At 36.6% G+C, this 16,100-nt stretch carries 22 protein-coding genes; 17 read left to right on the top strand and 5 right to left on the bottom strand.

The window, feature by feature from the left end; genetic code table 11:
- The first annotated feature begins 115 nt into the window (after positions 1–115).
- The 9 genes from ACWPVE_RS12220 (at position 116) to ACWPVE_RS12260 (ending at position 7,029) form a co-directional block, all read left to right on the top strand.
- Positions 116–1,453, top strand: a complete 1,338-nt coding sequence (locus ACWPVE_RS12220; RefSeq protein WP_453993697.1) for an ABC transporter substrate-binding protein — start codon at positions 116–118, stop codon at positions 1,451–1,453.
- 69 nt (positions 1,454–1,522) lie between these two features.
- Positions 1,523–2,413 carry a carbohydrate ABC transporter permease gene (locus tag ACWPVE_RS12225; protein ID WP_453993699.1) on the top strand — a complete coding sequence of 297 codons (891 nt, stop codon included), beginning with the start codon at positions 1,523–1,525 and terminating at the stop codon, positions 2,411–2,413.
- A gap of 53 nt (positions 2,414–2,466) precedes the next feature.
- Positions 2,467–3,345, top strand: a complete 879-nt coding sequence (locus tag ACWPVE_RS12230) for a carbohydrate ABC transporter permease (RefSeq protein ID WP_453993701.1) — start codon at positions 2,467–2,469, stop codon at positions 3,343–3,345.
- 95 nt (positions 3,346–3,440) lie between these two features.
- On the top strand, positions 3,441–3,917 hold the full coding sequence (locus ACWPVE_RS12235) for a VOC family protein (RefSeq protein ID WP_453993703.1): 477 nt from the start codon (positions 3,441–3,443) through the stop codon (positions 3,915–3,917).
- 11 nt (positions 3,918–3,928) lie between these two features.
- Positions 3,929–4,411 carry a VOC family protein gene (locus ACWPVE_RS12240; RefSeq protein ID WP_453993705.1) on the top strand — a complete coding sequence of 161 codons (483 nt, stop codon included), beginning with the start codon at positions 3,929–3,931 and terminating at the stop codon, positions 4,409–4,411.
- Between the two features lie 17 nt (positions 4,412–4,428).
- The gene (locus ACWPVE_RS12245; RefSeq protein WP_453993707.1) at positions 4,429–5,130 is read left to right on the top strand and encodes an SDR family oxidoreductase; all 702 of its coding nucleotides are present in this window, start codon (positions 4,429–4,431) and stop codon (positions 5,128–5,130) included.
- Between the two features lie 56 nt (positions 5,131–5,186).
- The gene (locus tag ACWPVE_RS12250) at positions 5,187–5,834 is read left to right on the top strand and encodes a ThuA domain-containing protein (protein WP_453993709.1); all 648 of its coding nucleotides are present in this window, start codon (positions 5,187–5,189) and stop codon (positions 5,832–5,834) included.
- Between the two features lie 513 nt (positions 5,835–6,347).
- The gene (locus ACWPVE_RS12255; protein WP_453997496.1) at positions 6,348–6,491 is read left to right on the top strand and encodes a PspC domain-containing protein; all 144 of its coding nucleotides are present in this window, start codon (positions 6,348–6,350) and stop codon (positions 6,489–6,491) included.
- A 28-nt stretch (positions 6,492–6,519) separates the two neighbouring features.
- The gene (locus ACWPVE_RS12260; RefSeq protein ID WP_453993711.1) at positions 6,520–7,029 is read left to right on the top strand and encodes a DNA-deoxyinosine glycosylase; all 510 of its coding nucleotides are present in this window, start codon (positions 6,520–6,522) and stop codon (positions 7,027–7,029) included.
- A gap of 161 nt (positions 7,030–7,190) precedes the next feature.
- On the opposite strand, the gene ACWPVE_RS12265 is transcribed toward ACWPVE_RS12260, so the two are convergent.
- From ACWPVE_RS12265 to ACWPVE_RS12275, 3 genes are all read right to left on the bottom strand, one after another.
- Positions 7,191–7,667 carry a glutathione peroxidase gene (locus ACWPVE_RS12265; protein ID WP_453993713.1) on the bottom strand — a complete coding sequence of 159 codons (477 nt, stop codon included), beginning with the start codon at positions 7,665–7,667 and terminating at the stop codon, positions 7,191–7,193.
- Positions 7,668–7,799: 132 nt separating this feature from the next.
- Positions 7,800–8,156 carry a DUF3221 domain-containing protein gene (locus tag ACWPVE_RS12270; RefSeq protein ID WP_453993715.1) on the bottom strand — a complete coding sequence of 119 codons (357 nt, stop codon included), beginning with the start codon at positions 8,154–8,156 and terminating at the stop codon, positions 7,800–7,802.
- Positions 8,157–8,338: 182 nt separating this feature from the next.
- Positions 8,339–8,935, bottom strand: a complete 597-nt coding sequence (locus ACWPVE_RS12275) for a lysophospholipid acyltransferase family protein (protein ID WP_453993717.1) — start codon at positions 8,933–8,935, stop codon at positions 8,339–8,341.
- Between the two features lie 77 nt (positions 8,936–9,012).
- Here ACWPVE_RS12275 and ACWPVE_RS12280 point away from each other — a divergent pair, with 77 nt between their 5' ends.
- Positions 9,013–9,522: a topology modulation protein gene (locus ACWPVE_RS12280; protein ID WP_453993719.1), complete on the top strand. Its 510-nt coding sequence runs from the start codon at positions 9,013–9,015 to the stop codon at positions 9,520–9,522.
- Between the two features lie 26 nt (positions 9,523–9,548).
- Here ACWPVE_RS12280 and ACWPVE_RS12285 read toward each other — a convergent pair whose 3' ends face one another.
- Positions 9,549–9,773, bottom strand: coding sequence for a hypothetical protein (locus ACWPVE_RS12285; RefSeq protein ID WP_453993721.1), 225 nt, complete (start codon positions 9,771–9,773; stop codon positions 9,549–9,551).
- Between the two features lie 153 nt (positions 9,774–9,926).
- Here ACWPVE_RS12285 and ACWPVE_RS12290 point away from each other — a divergent pair, with 153 nt between their 5' ends.
- From ACWPVE_RS12290 to ACWPVE_RS12310, 5 genes are all read left to right on the top strand, one after another.
- Complete coding sequence (locus ACWPVE_RS12290; protein ID WP_453993723.1) at positions 9,927–10,400, top strand: hypothetical protein; 474 nt, start codon at positions 9,927–9,929, stop codon at positions 10,398–10,400.
- Between the two features lie 12 nt (positions 10,401–10,412).
- Complete coding sequence (locus ACWPVE_RS12295; RefSeq protein ID WP_453993725.1) at positions 10,413–10,934, top strand: N-acetyltransferase family protein; 522 nt, start codon at positions 10,413–10,415, stop codon at positions 10,932–10,934.
- A gap of 10 nt (positions 10,935–10,944) precedes the next feature.
- Positions 10,945–11,424: an SRPBCC family protein gene (locus tag ACWPVE_RS12300; protein WP_453993727.1), complete on the top strand. Its 480-nt coding sequence runs from the start codon at positions 10,945–10,947 to the stop codon at positions 11,422–11,424.
- A gap of 287 nt (positions 11,425–11,711) precedes the next feature.
- Complete coding sequence (locus tag ACWPVE_RS12305) at positions 11,712–12,119, top strand: VOC family protein (RefSeq protein WP_453993729.1); 408 nt, start codon at positions 11,712–11,714, stop codon at positions 12,117–12,119.
- Positions 12,120–12,123: 4 nt separating this feature from the next.
- Positions 12,124–12,657, top strand: a complete 534-nt coding sequence (locus ACWPVE_RS12310; protein WP_453993731.1) for an isochorismatase family protein — start codon at positions 12,124–12,126, stop codon at positions 12,655–12,657.
- 22 nt (positions 12,658–12,679) lie between these two features.
- Here ACWPVE_RS12310 and ACWPVE_RS12315 read toward each other — a convergent pair whose 3' ends face one another.
- The gene (locus tag ACWPVE_RS12315) at positions 12,680–14,341 is read right to left on the bottom strand and encodes a ribonuclease J (RefSeq protein ID WP_453993733.1); all 1,662 of its coding nucleotides are present in this window, start codon (positions 14,339–14,341) and stop codon (positions 12,680–12,682) included.
- Positions 14,342–14,505: 164 nt separating this feature from the next.
- Between ACWPVE_RS12315 and ACWPVE_RS12320 the strand changes: the two genes are divergently transcribed.
- Positions 14,506–14,859, top strand: coding sequence for a DUF4181 domain-containing protein (locus tag ACWPVE_RS12320; protein WP_453993735.1), 354 nt, complete (start codon positions 14,506–14,508; stop codon positions 14,857–14,859).
- A gap of 168 nt (positions 14,860–15,027) precedes the next feature.
- Positions 15,028–16,017: a nuclease-related domain-containing protein gene (locus ACWPVE_RS12325; RefSeq protein WP_453993737.1), complete on the top strand. Its 990-nt coding sequence runs from the start codon at positions 15,028–15,030 to the stop codon at positions 16,015–16,017.
- Positions 16,018–16,100 lie beyond the last annotated feature (83 nt).

Genomic DNA, 16,100 nt, shown 5'->3' on the forward strand with positions numbered 1-16,100 from the left:
GCGTGTTCATGCGTGTTTACATAATCAAAATAAAAAAGGAGGCTTGAGAAAATTTATCTTCCGAAGCATCTAATAGTACTTCTTTATAACAATAATTTATTTAGGAGGTATGATTGTGAAAAGGTTCTTTTCAGTAAGTATAGTTTTAATTCTGGCCATGGTTTTGGTAATTACTGCTTGTTCAAATTCTGGGTCTTCATCTTCTTCAAATTCAGATGGGAATTCTAGTTCTGACGGTAGCTCTAAAGAATTTACTTATTGGTATCCTTGGGGAGGGGATTCTGAAAAATGGGATAAGGGTAGAATTGCAGATTATGAAGCTGAAACTGGGGTTGATGTAAATGATATATACGTGCCGGATGGTATAACAAATGGTAAGCTTTTATCTGCAATATCAGGAGGGAATCCCCCAGATTTAGTAGTAAGTGATGGAAATGACTATCAACTTGTTTATAGTCTTGCTTCTCAAGGTGCATTAGAGCCTCTTGATGAATATTTAGAAAATGCTGTTTTTGATCCTGATTCGGTTTTAGATGGTTTTAAAGATGTGATGGAATCACCTGATGGGAAAACGTATATTCTTCCGCAGGATTCGAACGTGAATCTATTGTTCTATAATGTCGACATGTTTGAGGCTGCTGGATTAGACCCGGATAAACCCCCAACAACAATTGAAGAACTAGATCAAATGGCAGAAGCTTTAACGAAAGTTAAAGATGATGGTGGCTTTGAAACATTAGGTTTTATCCCTTGGGTTGATGCAGGTGAGGATCCATATACATGGCCTTGGGCTTTCGGTGCAAAGCTTTATGATCCAGAATCTAATAAACTATTATTAGATGAGAAACCTTTAATTGATACGTTTAAGTGGATGGATAGCTATGCACAAAAATATAACCCTGAAAAAATTAAGTCTTTTACATCAGGATTTGGGGGAGCATTTTCTCCTGATCATCCATTCATGACGGGAAAAGTTGCTATGACAGTAACAGGAAACTGGTTTGCAAATGCACTTAAAATATACTCACCAGATACAAATTATAAAGTAGCGCCGATACCTGCTCCTCCTGAAGGAAGACAAGAAGCAACTGTATTTGGAACAAACGTATATTTTGTTCCAAAAGGAGCAAAAAACCCACAGGAAGCGATAAATTTTGCTTTATATGGAAATCAAGACAAAGTGTTAGCGGAAAATATTAATATTTGGAGATCTATTTCTATTTGGAAGGAAAAATCAGAGGATATAAATTGGGATGGAGACCATGTATATGATACTGTCCTTAAAGTGGCTGCCTCACCAGAGTCAGGTCACCCAGCCCTAACGTCAGTAGCTGGTGAAATGGCGGATGAACTCACTAGCATTCGAGATAATGTGATTTATAATCACGCTGACCCAGAGCCAATCCTTCAACAGGCTCAGAAAAAGTTACAGGATAAAATTGACAAAAAATAAATTGTCCCCAGATTTTGTTTAGACAAAATCTGGGTCAGTTAGAAATGTTAGGAAGGAGACTTATTTCATATGACACTTCCAGTTGAGAAATCAAAAACACAAAAAGACGTTTATTACAACCATAGTCAAACGACAGTATTTAAAAAAAGTATTAGTAAGTTTTCAGTCTATCTGATTTTAATCCTCTTTTCTTTAGCTTTTATTGTTCCATTTCTTTGGCTTATATCAGGCTCTTTAAAGAGTAGTTCAGAACTCTTTGCCAATCCACCAGTTTGGATTCCGAAGGAATTAAAATGGTCCAATTACTTAGAGGCATTTACATCCTTTCCGTTTTTTTTATATTTGAAAAACACAATAATTATTGTTGTTCTGACATGTATAGGAGCTGTTCTTTCTAATTCATTAATCGCTTATGGATTCTCTAGAATAGAATGGAAAGGACGAGATTTTGTTTTTGTGATTGTTTTGGCAACGCTAATGCTCCCTTTCCAAGTTATTATGGTCCCATTATTCCTTTTGTTTAAAGAAATTGGCTGGATTGGAACATTTAATCCTTTAATTATACCGCACTTTTTCGGTAATGCTTTCTTTATCTTCCTACTGAGGCAGTTTTTTTTAGGAATACCAAAAGAACTTTCCGAAGCAGCTAGAATAGATGGTGCCAATGAATTCACTATTTATTGGAGAGTAATTCTACCATTGTCTAAGCCGATTTTAGCAACTGTCGTAATCTTTCAATTTATCGATGCTTATCGAGATTTCTTAGGGCCACTAATATTCTTAAGTGATAGTAAAATGTATACGCTTTCGTTAGGCGTTCAACAAATTATGTCACAAAATGACCCAAGGTGGGGCTTGCTTATGGCTGTTGGTGTGGCAATGACACTGCCAATCATCGTTATCTTTTTCTTTCTTCAAAAATACTTTATTGAAGGAATTACTTTTACTGGTTCAAAGTGATAAACAGTTAAATTTCAATGAATTAATTTTTAACAAACGGGGGTGTTAAATTTATGAATATAAAAAGAAGGAATTTGAGAAATGGACTTCTTTTTATTTCTCCTTGGATTATTGGTTTTCTATGTTTTACTGCATTTCCAATGATTAGTTCATTTTATTATTCAATGACGGAGTATAATTTAATTTCTGAACCAGTGTTTGTTGGATTTGAAAATTATCAAAAGCTTCTATTTGAAGATGATTTATTCTATAAAGTTTTAGGAAACACCTTGTATATGATATTTATTGGATTATCAATTACGACAATTTTTACAATCTTTATTGCTGTTATTCTTAACACAAAAGGTATTAAAGGAATTTCCTTTTTTAGAATTATCTTCTTTATTCCAACACTTGTTCCATTTGTTGTTCTTGCAATTTTATGGATATGGGTATTACAACCAGAGTCAGGTGTCGTAAACTCAATACTTGGTATTATCGGTATTGAAGGGCCTGGATGGTTTGCTAGTCCGACTTGGGCCAAGCCAGGCTTTATAATGATGTCGATTTGGATGTCTGGAAATATGGTCTTAATCTATTTGGCGGCTTTAGGTGATATCCCTAAATCGTTATACGAAGCAGCATCTATTGATGGCGCCAATATATTTAGAAAAATATTACATATTACTTTACCAGGATTAAGACCAGCGATTCTATTTAATTGCATTACGGGGATGATTGGAGTATTTCAATCTTTTGCTGAGGCTTTTATTATTACTGATGGTGGTCCAGACAATTCTACATTGTTTTATTCACTCTATCTCTATCGTAATGCATTTCAATACTTTGAAATGGGGTATGCTTCTGCCCAAGCATGGATACTATTAGTTATCGCTTTAATCATGACTATGACCTTCTTTAAACTTTCAAAAAAATGGGGATTTGATAATTAAGATTTTAATGAGAAATTTCCTGTTTTTATTCTAGTTAGTAAAAATTAATTAACCAATATGATGGTTATTCCATTTTAAAAAAGGAGAAATCAATAATGACAAATAATGCTAAAATTCAAAACGGTGTGTTAGGTACAAAGGTAATTGCTCAAATTGGTATTTTGGTGAATGATATTGAAACCGTGTCCAAAGCATATGCAGATTTCTTTGGGGTTGAAAAACCACAATGGAATTGGACTGACCCTGTGGATGTTGCTCAAACAGAGTTCAATGGTGCTCCTTCAAAAGCTCGTTCAAAATTAGCATTTTTTGATATGGGTTCTATTCAGTTAGAATTGATTGAACCAGATCAGCATCAAAGTACGTGGAGAAATTACCTTAATGAACATGGCGAAGGACCGCACCATATTGCCTTTGTTGTTGAGGGGTTGAAAGAAAAAATTGCATTGATGGAAACAAGAAATATGCCTTTAGTCCAAAAAGGCGAATATACAGGTGGGCGCTATGCATATATGGACACTTTCAAAGATCTAAAAATTTTAATTGAGCTTCTTGAGAATGATAAGAAATAGGGGGGGAAACATTGAATAATATTTCCAATAATCATCTTATGAAAATTGGGTTGGTAGTAAATGATATTTACGCTACTGCAAAGAAATTTTCAGAACTATTTGGTGTCGAAATGCCTGAGATTATATTACCACCTGAAGAATATAAGGTGGATTCAACAGGTGAAACATATACTGTTTTTCGTGGTAACCATGTTCCAGCTAGGGTTAAAATTGCGAATCTTCAAATGGGGTCTGTCACTTTAGAGTTATTGGAACCACTTAATGAACCGAGCCCCTATACAGAATTTAAGGAGAAGCACGGACAAGGGGTTAATTTTATCACTTTCACTGTCAATGGATTTGAAGAGCATATTAAATTTCTCGAAGGAAAAGAAATTCCTTTAGTACATATAGGGGAATATGGGGCTGGTCGATATTGTTTCTTTGACTCAGAATCCCAATTGGGAGTTATGTTAGGAATTCAAGAATTAGGAAGTAAGTCGGTTAAGTCTTAAGAGATTAGGAGGTTTATATGAAAATATTAATCACAGGTGCTAATCGTGGTCTAGGACTCGCCTTGACAACTGAGGCAATAAAAAGGGGACACACCGTTATAGCGGGTGTGCGAAACCCCGAACGCGGAGCAGAAGCATTAAGAGAACTAGGTACAGAATATCAAAATCAGATCATGATTTTACCGCTGGATGTTGAGAATGAAGTCAATTGTTTCGAAGTCTCAAAACAGTTAGAAGCAGAAAAAATTGCCCTTGATGCTATTATTAACAATGCAGCAATTTTAAATGAACGTGGAAAACCAATTGAAGAATTGGATATAAAGAAAGTAGAGCAGTCTTTTCAGATTAACTTGTTTGGTCCAATGAGAGTAATTAAGAATTTTCTACCACTATTGGAGAAGGGACCCAATTCTATTATCCTTAACATCTCATCTGAGGCTGGGAGCTTTCAAAATGCATACGGAGGCGATTATCCATATGCATTATCAAAATGTGCAATTAATATGTTTTCTGAACAATTACGGAAATATTTATCTAATAATCAAGTATCAGTTTTTGCTGTACACCCTGGATGGATTAAAACAGATATGGGCGGAGAAGAAGCTCCAGGAACACCAGAGGATTCTGCAAGAGGCATACTAGATATTATTGAGAGAAAAAAGGAGCTTATTGGTTCTCCAACTTTTATAAATTTTAAAGGAGAACCTATGACTTTATAAGAATTAAACAAGGCTTTAGAAAGAAATTTATTTAGAAAAAATGGGGAGAGCATGTTATGAAAAGAATTGTTGTACTTTTAGGTGATTATTATCATTCATACGAGCATAGTAAGGCTTCCGTCAATAGGGCACTAGAATTATTAAATGCTAAAGAGAAATTTGAATTGATAGAAATTCAGTCAGATCAGTTAACAAAGGAGTTGGAGCGACAACCCGATGCTGTTATATTATTTAAAGAAAATCGTGTGAATCCGACTGATAAGAAAGTTGAAAATTGGATGACTGAGGAAATTAGTCAAGCGATTTGCCAATATGTTAAGCGAGGAGGTGGCTGGTTAGCGTGGCATTCAGGGCTTGCTTCCTATTCTGTTGAAGGAGCCTATATCGAGATGTTAAGAGGTTATTTTGAATATCATCCAGAGAATCATTCTCTAGTTAAGTATAGTGGCGTACAAGGTGAAGATATTTTCGGCTCTATTTCCTTTGAAATTGAGGATGAGCATTATTTTGTGAATGTTAAGGAAGGGGAAACAAATATCTTTTTGAAATCAGACTCCGAAGAAGGGAATTCAATTGGAGGATGGTACCATAATTATGGACGAGGTCGAGTATGCTGTCTTGTCCCCGCTCATACTTATAATGGGCTTCTAAATGAGAATGTAACAGGTTTATTAGCTAAGACGATTAAGTGGGTAAGTTGTTAGGGGAGGTCGTTAAGTTTCCATGTTGGACAGAGCAATTCGATTATCGATGGTCTGTTTTAGGAAAGAAGTATATCTCCTAAACTCTTAATAATAATTTTACTGTAACAGTAGAAGAACTATTAGCTTCCAAGGGCGTAATAGAATTTTAGTCAACTTCCTTTTCTAACATGGCAGAAGAATTGTAAAAAGTTATAGGGAATTTAGGCTCTGGTTAATGTAATTATTAATTGAAGAGATAGGAAACTGTTAATAAGGGATAGCTAAAATAACTATCCCTTTTTTGAACTATATCTTCTTGGGATCTTTTATTTGTTTAATAAAGGACGCATAACCATACAATGTTAATTCATCTAAATCGGGTAGAGTCTCTATGATACTTACGCCCCAAAAACTGGGTTTACAAACTACCTGAAAGCAATTATTTTATAAATGAGTAACTTCTTTAACTATAATACATCTCTGGAGGAACAGATAAAACAAAAATTAAGAAAATCACAAACAGACAAATCGATTATGGGTGTCTGCGGCGGGATTGCAGAGTTTTTTGGAATTTCTTCTTTCGCAGTGAGATTTATTTTTATTTTATTACCAGCAAATTTGTTCATTTATATCCTACTGGCTAATACGATGCATGAGAGCCCTCCTTCACTATATTAATTATTACCAATCAGAAAAGGTGAGATGGATGGAAAGAATTTATGGTCTAGCCCCGGTCGTTGGCAATGACCCAAGAGTATTGATTCTCGGTTCGATGCCAAGCGAACAGTCCCTTCAAAAACAAGAGTACTACGGAAACAAGCGCAATCATTTTTGGACAATCATGTTAGAGCTATTTAACAGTCATGAACGATCAGATTATGAGGAGAAGATTTCCTTTCTAAAAAAACATAAGATAGCCCTTTGGGATGTGTTACATAGTTGTCATCGTGAAGGTAGTTTAGATGTGAATATTAAAAATGAAGAACCGAACGAAATAGAGGCTTTTGTAAAAGAGTACCCAACCATTCGTTTAATCGTTTGTAATGGGTCAAAAGCGTTTAAAAGTTATCAAAAATACATTGGAATTAATCGGTTTCCAGGAGTTGAAGTAATCAAGCTTCCATCCACTAGTCCAGTCCCTGGTAAATATAACAAAACTCTTGAAGGTAAAATCCAAGAGTGGAAAGTCATCAAAAAGTATTTATCCGACACGTAACGGGCAGTATGACTCACACTAGAAGATTGTATAAAGATAATCACGAGAACAACTGCCCAGACAGGTCGATTCAAGAACAAATACGAAGATCGCCACGTACGTGCGGCTACTTTTATCTGACAGCTTGAACGGAGCTCATCCCAACGTTGGGAGGTTTTACTTTATAACACTTTTGTTAGGTCCTCTTCGATTTTTGCGGGTTCTGTTTGAGGGGCATAGCGTTCCACAACTTGGCCATTACGATCAACTAAAAATTTAGTGAAGTTCCATTTAATTGCGTTAGACAACACGCCTTTTTTCTGTTCCTTCAGATATTGAAACAAAGGATCAGCATTTTCGCCATTTACATCAATTTTTGCAAACATGGGAAAGGAAACACCATAATTCATTTTACAAAAAGAAGTTGTCTCCTCAATGTCCTCAAACTCCTGATTCCCAAATTGAGCGCATGGGAACCCAAGAACAACTAATCCATCACTTTGATACTTTTCATAAAGCTCCTGTAGACCCTCAAATTGTGGAGTTAATCCACATTTACTTGCTGTATTAACAATTAGAAGCGGCTTTCCCTTATAATCCTTTAGAGACTTGGTTTCACCATTCACCATTTTAACGTCAAAATCGTATACATTTGTCACATTTTCCACTCCCTTATGTACGAATTACATTAATCGTAAATTATCGAGGAGGTGAGAATCAAGTTTGGAGTCTTAGATGAAGAGAAAGGATATGCATTCACATCAAAAAAACTGTGAAGATAACTCACAGTTTTACTCCTCTACAATCTCAATTTTGTTAGCTGTTGCCTGAGCTGGTGCAGATTCTCGGATTCCATCCTTAATCCCAATCTTTACTTTTTGTCCAACCTCGAGCTTTGAAATAACTGACTGATCTACAGCACTCACATCGACAAAGATACTTGAATAATAGTATTCATCTTGAATTTCATTTGCGGATTTTTTCTCGAATTCCTCACCTGTAATATGCTCATTCACAAGGATTCGATCCTCAATCTCAAGTATATAAGCGGTGATCGACATATCAGAAACATCTTCATTTTGATTACTCAACCCACATCCAACAAGTGACATCATGGAAACAACAAAAAGAATAACAAATCGTTTCATTTTCTCACCTCACTCTATTTGGCGAAATGTATGATGAAAAGTTTCATAAAAAAATCCCGAAAATAATTGTAAATATATGTTAAACTATTGGAAGATAGACGTATGTCAAATTGAAACTTGGGCTAAAGTGCTCTTCAGTATTCTTCAGTATAAAAAAACACTTGGAAAATCCAAGTGTTGTCTTACTTATTAACAAAGTCTTGCTGAAGCATTTCAAGTCTACGTTCCAATTCATGTGTAAAATACTCGCGTGACTGCCTTGCATCCATATCTGGAGCAGTAATATACATAGGTTCACCGAAAATTAGCGTAGCTTTTTTGAACTTCAGTAATTCTTTAATAGTATTGGGACCGATATATGCAGCTGGAATCACAGGAACTTTGCTGCGTTGAGCAATGGTAATCGCGCCTTGTTTTAAAGCAGATTGTTCATTTGTTCGCGTTCCACTCGGAAAAATGCCAACAATCTCACCCTTCGAAAGCAATCTAGATGGAATTTTTAACACACTTGGGCCTGGATTGTCACGGTCCACTGGGAATGCGTTCAATCTAGACAAAAACCTTCCAATCCATTTATTTGTGAATAATTCCTTCTTAGCCATGTAATGAATCTGACGTGGTAATAAGGACACGCCCAACCATAAAATATCAATATAACCAGTATGTGTGCACGCAACAACATAAGCCCCATCCTTAGGCAGATGTTCCTTGTTATATACCTTAATCCCACCAGTCGCTGTAAGGATGCCTTTTACTATAGTGGCTATGAAATGATACACGTTTTATTTCCCCTTCTTAATGTCTTTCAAACTATTAAAATTATAGCATGACATGATAAAGATTAGCGAGGTGTTATATGAGAAAAATCATGGTAATCGGCATTTCTCCAGGCGTTGGTAAATCAACATTTGCTCGAAAATTAGGTAACAAAATTGAGATTAATGTGTACCATTTGGATAGTTATTTTTGGAAACCAGGCTGGGTGGAAGCACAACTTGATGAATTTATAACAGCCCAAGAGAATATTCTCATGAACGACAGTTGGATTATCGATGGCAATTATAGCAAGACCTTTGAACGTCGAGCAGAACAAGCGGACACCATCATATACCTCGAATTACCAAGATATATGTGCCTTTATCGTGTATTCAAACGTTATTTAAAACATATTGGTAAAAAGCGCCCAGACCTAGGCTGTACGGAAAAATTTGATTGGGGATTTATCAAGTTCATTTGGACGACCTACAAACCGAGACTACATAAAATGCAGGAAAGACTTGAGCAATTGTCGAAGGAAAAAAACGTGATTATCCTTAGAGGGAGGAAACAAATAGATAACTATATCAGTCAATTAGATAGTAAATAAAAAACACCCAATTTGGGTGTTTAATCTTAGATTATTTTTGACTCATCTTTTGGTGACTGAAGCTTCATTAATTCAAGCTCTGCACGCATTTTTTCTGTTTCAAGCAAGTAGTTTTCATGTTTTAATTTTTCTAGCTCTAATTCATCCTGAAGCATTTTATGTTTATATTTAGACTGAGTTTGAAAGTGGCTTGTAACAATCGCTACCAGTGGAATCGAAAAAACCATGACAACCGCAATAATACCTGTCATCTGAAAAAAACCTCCTTATCAAAACGAAACCGTTTCCTTTTATCTACTATTATACCAAATATACGGAATTATAAGCCGTTTGGTTTCAAAATGTGTAACCTTTTTTTAGAATCTTTCGTCAGTTTGGTAAATGCTTACATGGGAGGATAGTACATGAAAAAATGGATGTTGACTTTTTTACTAGGAATGACAGTTATGCTTGCTGGATGCGGAGTTAGTATATCTAGTGAACTTACAGGAGATAAACCACCTGAAACAAAGATACAAATCGGAGATCGAATATATCCAACCGTTCTTGGAACTTATTGTTGGAGTTCGAAGTTGAAAAGTGAATGCGTTGATACAGCAGGACCAGAAGGTTTATTGGAAGGAAAAGTACCTATTGCTGTCGAATCTGGTGAAGAAGTCGAGCTTGTGATGAATTATGAACCATTGCCAAACGAGATTCATTTATCGCAAATGATCAGCGATATAGAAACAAAAGTCGAGGTTGAAAATCATCGTTTCACTGCACCTACGGAACAAGGCGTGTACTACTATTATTATGGAGTTTGGTGGATGGATGAAACCGAGGAGAATGTATCAAACGGAGATGCCTTTTATGCCTTTGCGTTAGAAGTTAAATAGGAGGGGCAATAAATGAAAATTAGAAAAGCTATACGATCAGATGCTCCTGGCATTGCAAAAGTACATGTTGATAGTTGGAGAACGACCTATTCAGGAATTGTTCCAGACAGCTATCTCCAGCAATTGTCCTATGAGCCTAGAGTAAAAATGTGGGAAAAAGGAATTCCGACTGGAAATATATTTGTTGCAGAAAATAATGAAGGGGAGATTGTTGGATTTTCATGTGGTGGAAAAGAACGAAGCGGGGACTATAAGAATTATGATGGAGAACTCTATGCCATTTATATTTTAAAAGAATATCAAGGACAGGGCTTGGGAAGAAAGTTAGTCATTCCTGTCGTTCAGCAACTTTTGGACAAGGAAATTCATTCAATGCTAGTATTAGTATTAGAGGAAAATAAAGCTTGTCATTTTTACGAAGCACTTGGGGCCAAAAAATTAGATTCCATTGAGGTTGAAATTGGCGGACTCAAACTGAAAGAAGCCGTATACGGATGGGATGATTTGAATACAAGTTTCCAAACGAGTAAATAGGAGGACCAACATGCTTGCAACGATTGAAAAAGTAGAACCAAATTACATAGCAACATTTGAACGCCATTACCCTCATTCTGTGGGTGCGGTTTGGGACATGCTAACTGTCAATGACCAATTACAAACTTGGTTTTCAGAACTGACAGTAGATAACCTTAGAAAAGGTGGTCGCATCCTATATGATATGGGGAATGGAAATTTTGAGGAAATGATGATTACTGATCTAAGCGATCATTCCGTTTTGGAATTTACATGGGGTGATGATCGTGTTCGTTTCGAACTTACCCCTGAACAGGATGGATGTAAGCTTTTATTGAATGAAACCATCACTAGAATAACCGGCCACACTCCAAGAGACTTAGCGGGTTGGCATGTATGTCTGGATGTCATCGGTGTATTACTTAGCGGAAAACAGGTTGAAAATCGTAAACACCTTTGGGAGCCCATATACGAAAAGTATGTTGAAGCCATCGACAATTTAATGAAGTGATAAGTGAAAAGAAGCCAATCCCAATAGGGAGGTGGCTTCTTTTTTGTTAATGAGGGATAAAGTGAAAAATATTCAAAAAATTAAAGGGAAATGGGTGTCTGGCTCGAATAAAGTACATAGTAAGGAGATTGACCGATGACTTTTATTTTGATCTCAATTATCGTGATTGCAGGAAGTTTATCTGTTTTATTGAATTAGGTCGAAAGAAAAAAACGAGTAATCAGTTCACACCATTTGATATGAGCACGGAACAACTGGAATGAAGACGATAAAAGGAGGACATGAAAATGACGCAAAAACTCCTGCGGGTTGGAACCACATACATCCCAGTCTCAAATGTAGAGCGTTCTTCAGCATGGTATACAGAAAAACTTGGGGCCACGCTCAACTATATGGATGAGGATAAAGCGATTATGGATCTTGCAGACCAAAGCTTTTTTCTACTAAAGGCGCAAGCAGGGCAAACTTCAAATTTCGTGGATTCCAACGGAAGAGAGCACTTTTCTCTAACTTTTGAGGTGGATGGTTTAACAGCTTTAGAGAATCTACATAAAGAATTCACACTATGTGAAATCGCAATAGAGAAAATCGAAGACCGTGGTCATGCTGGGAAGAACTTTGTTTTTCGTGATCCTGACGGCAACATATTCGACGTTTGGAGCGAACTAAGTCCACAATTTAAAAAGAGAGGTTAAAAGTATGAATGCATTATTAGTAATCGACGTCCAAAATGGAATTGTAAATTTCAAAGATTTTAGTGAAGAACTTACTAAAATTAATCATATTATTCAAGACTTTAAAACGGAAAAGCTACCTGTAATCATGGTACGTCATTTTGACGATGTGGAGGAAAGCCCCTTTTATCGAGATTCTGAAGGGTCTGAGCTTCATGAGTCCGTTAAAGACCAGGCAGATTATGTCATTGAAAAGACAACTCCAAGCTCCTTTTTTAAAACAAATCTTGCCACACTTCTAGAGGATTTAGGAGTTAAAAAGGTTTTCATTACAGGCTTTAACACGGAATTCTGTTGTATGTTTACCGCGATTTCAGCCTTTGACCGTGGGTACGAGGTTACATTTATTGAGGATGCAACGGGAACAGTGAATGAAGGAGAAACCTATGAAATGGCAGACCTTGATATTAGAGACTTTGTTGGAACTGCATTACAATGGTCAGATGTGATTGAAGTGTTAGACTTTGAGGAATATCAAGAAATATATAGTAAAAAATAAAACCCTCCGTAAATGGAGGGTTTTATACTTCAATGATAAACGGCAAAATCATCGGCTTTCTTTTCGTCTGAGCAAATAAGTATTGCCCGACTGCCTTTTTGATTTCTCTTTTCATTGCATTCCATTGGTATTTGTTTTCACTTTGGAGATCAAGGATCGCCTTTTTCACAAGGCGGTTTGTCTCTCGTAGTAGCACTTCTGAGTCTCGGTTGAATACAAATCCACGAGTGATCGTATCTGGACCCGAGAGTATTTTTTGGTCTCTTTTACTAAGTGTGACAACAATAACGACCATTCCGTCTTCAGACAGTTGCTTGCGGTCACGTAGTATAATATCGCCGACGTCACCGACACCAACCCCATCAACATAGATATCGCCAGAAGGGACTTTTCGGGTCTGTACGGCCTCCTTATTTTTAACATCCACTACATCACCATTTTGAATGATAAAAATATTTTCTGGTTCTACTCCAACAGAGACAGCGAGCGATTTGTGCTGATGGAGCATTCGATATTCCCCATGAATCGGAATAAAATAAGTTGGCTTCATCAAGCTCAGCATGAGTTTTAATTCTTCCTGATATCCGTGCCCAGAAACATGCATCCCATTTGCGCTACCTCCGTATAGAACGACCGCACCTAGCTGGAATAAATTATCGATAATACGGGATACATTTTTTTCATTACCAGGGATTGGCCCTGCCGCAAGTATGACAGTATCTTCAGGAAGAATTTGCACATCCCGGTAGCTTGCATTCGAAAGACGGGCAAGTGCAGCCATCGGTTCCCCCTGACTACCTGTACATAAGACACAGACTTTCTCAGGTGCGAGGTTGTTCACTTCTTGTGCATCAATCAGCATCCCATCTGGTATGTTAAGATAGCCACGCTCAACAGCAACATCGACCACATTTACCATACTTCTTCCTAGCAATGCGAGCTTTCGATTCGTTTTTATAGCAGCATCGACAACTTGCTGCACCCGACTAATATTGGAAGCAAATGTTGAGACAAACACTTTGCGAGATGCTTTCATAAACGCTTCCTCTATACGGTTTCCAACCGTTAACTCAGTTGGAGTTGAACCAGGTCGCTCTGCATTTGTACTTTCCGATAATAATACGAGCACACCCTCACGCCCTATCTCTGCCATTCGATGAAGATCTGAATGCTGGTCATTAACGGGGGTCAAATCAAATTTAAAGTCCCCTGTATGGACAACCCTACCTTCTGGGGTGTCGAACACAATCCCGAGGCAATCTGGGATACTATGATTCACCTTGAAAAAGGAAACCACTATTTTTCCGAATTCAAGCTTTGAGTCCGCATCAATGGGCTGCAACTCTGAATCTGCTAAAAGGCGATGCTCCGTAAGTTTTAATTCAATTAGCCCTAATGTAAAGCGTGTTGCATAAATCGGTACATTAAGCTTCTTTAGAAAATAGGGAATCCCGCCAATATGGTCCTCATGTCCATGTGTAACGAGTAGCCCACGAATCTTCTCCTGATTTTCCTCTAAATAGCTTAAGTCTGGTATGATCAAATCAATCCCTAATAGGCTCTCATCAGGAAACTTACCTCCACAATCGATCACGAGGATATCATCGTCATACTGCAACACATACATGTTTTTCCCAATCTCATTAATTCCACCAAGTGCAAAAATGGATAATCGATTATCCAAATCTCTCGCCTCCAACCACTTAAATAGTGTTTTTAGTTTTACCAGAGGCTAATGGAATTATTTATGGGTTATGACAGAATATGTTAAAATTATAAGGTCTGGTGAAATGTCTCATTTGAAATTTATCAATTTTGATTGCAAGAGAAATAGGAGGGGGTGGAACGATGATTTATAAGTTAATTATGCTTGTTTTAGTGTCAATTCCAATCGGTATGTTAGGTGATTCCTATTTACGGAGGAAATTTAAAATCGAAAAAAGAGAAAGATGGTCCCATTCGGTCAATAAAGTCCAGACGGGTATGGAGATAGCCCTTTTTGTCGTCTATTTAATTGGACTATGGTTCGCTTTAGATTATATATTTTTTTATATGATGGGGTTCTTCACGGTCCTTTATTCACTCCGCGCCTTCATGCACTGGAAATATAGACCCGAGAAAAAGCAATACATCCTTTTTATATACGATTCTGTCATGTTATTTTTAACCATACCAGTGGCGTATTGGTGGATATTTGGTTGACTATGGTTAAAACAGTAAAAGTTGAAGTAGGAACTTAATTTCAACTAAAACCACATTTAAAACAGTTTTACAAAACAATAAAAGCGGGCTTCAAGAAAAGTCACTTGTTGAAGGTTTTTTGCTGCTTTTGTAGAATTATCCTCTATATTAAAAGAAAGGAGTATGCACATGAACAAAAAAGTGTTAGAAATTCCTCTTAGACTTAGAAAATTAGAAGCTTTGATTAGGAGATTGCCAGACTCACATCCAAAACTTCAAGAAATAAGCGACGAGTACGGGAGAAGAATGTCAGGATACCGAGGGGAACAGTCTTTACAATACTATTTAAGCTTATTAAAACAGAGTAACTATTTTATTTTCCACAACCTACGTCTGCCAGATATATCTGGTAAACACTTTTTTGAAATTGACATTCTTTTAATTAGTTCCACTTTTTTATCAATCATTGATGCTAAACATTATCGCGGTGAATTATATTTTGACGGAAGGTTTGAACAGTTAATTCAAACATATAAGGATACAAAAAAATCATTTCAATGTCCTGTCACTCAAATTAACAGGCACCAACTCCAGTTAACTAGACTTCTTAATACCTTCAAATTACCTCCAACTCCAGTCGAATCCCTTGTGGTCTTTACCAATCCAAATGCTATTATCGATGCTAGTAGGGATTTTAAACATTATAATAAAGTCATAAAAACCCCAAGTTTCCTCCAGAAGATCGAGTTATTTGAAAAGCGGAATCAAGAAGAGAAATTTGATAAAAAGCAACTTCAAAAACTTTCAAAAATGCTCCTAAAACGGCACACGCCTCATGATCAAGACATACTTACGCAATTTGAAATTAAACCGCATGAACTTCTTAAAGGTGTCCGTTGCCCAAAATGTCATTTTCTCCCGATGAGACGAAAACAACGATCTTGGACTTGTCCGTCTTGTCATTATTCTTCATACAAACCCTATGCCCACTCATTAAATGAGTACATACTTCTCTTTGGAAACTCAATAACGAATCGACAGTTGCGGGATTTCCTTGGCATAGAATCGATTTCTACTGCAAAATACATCCTAACTTCCTTAGGACTATCTTACACTGGGAGTTTTAAAGATAGAGTCTACTCTTTAACTGAAGATGATATAAAAAAACTGCTCAAATAGTCTAAAAGAAGGTGTATGCATAATATTACTGTCACTATCTGAAAAATACTGTCACTATTACAGATTTACTGTCACTATCCGAA

The sequence above is a fragment of the Bacillus nitroreducens genome (assembly GCF_964021195.1).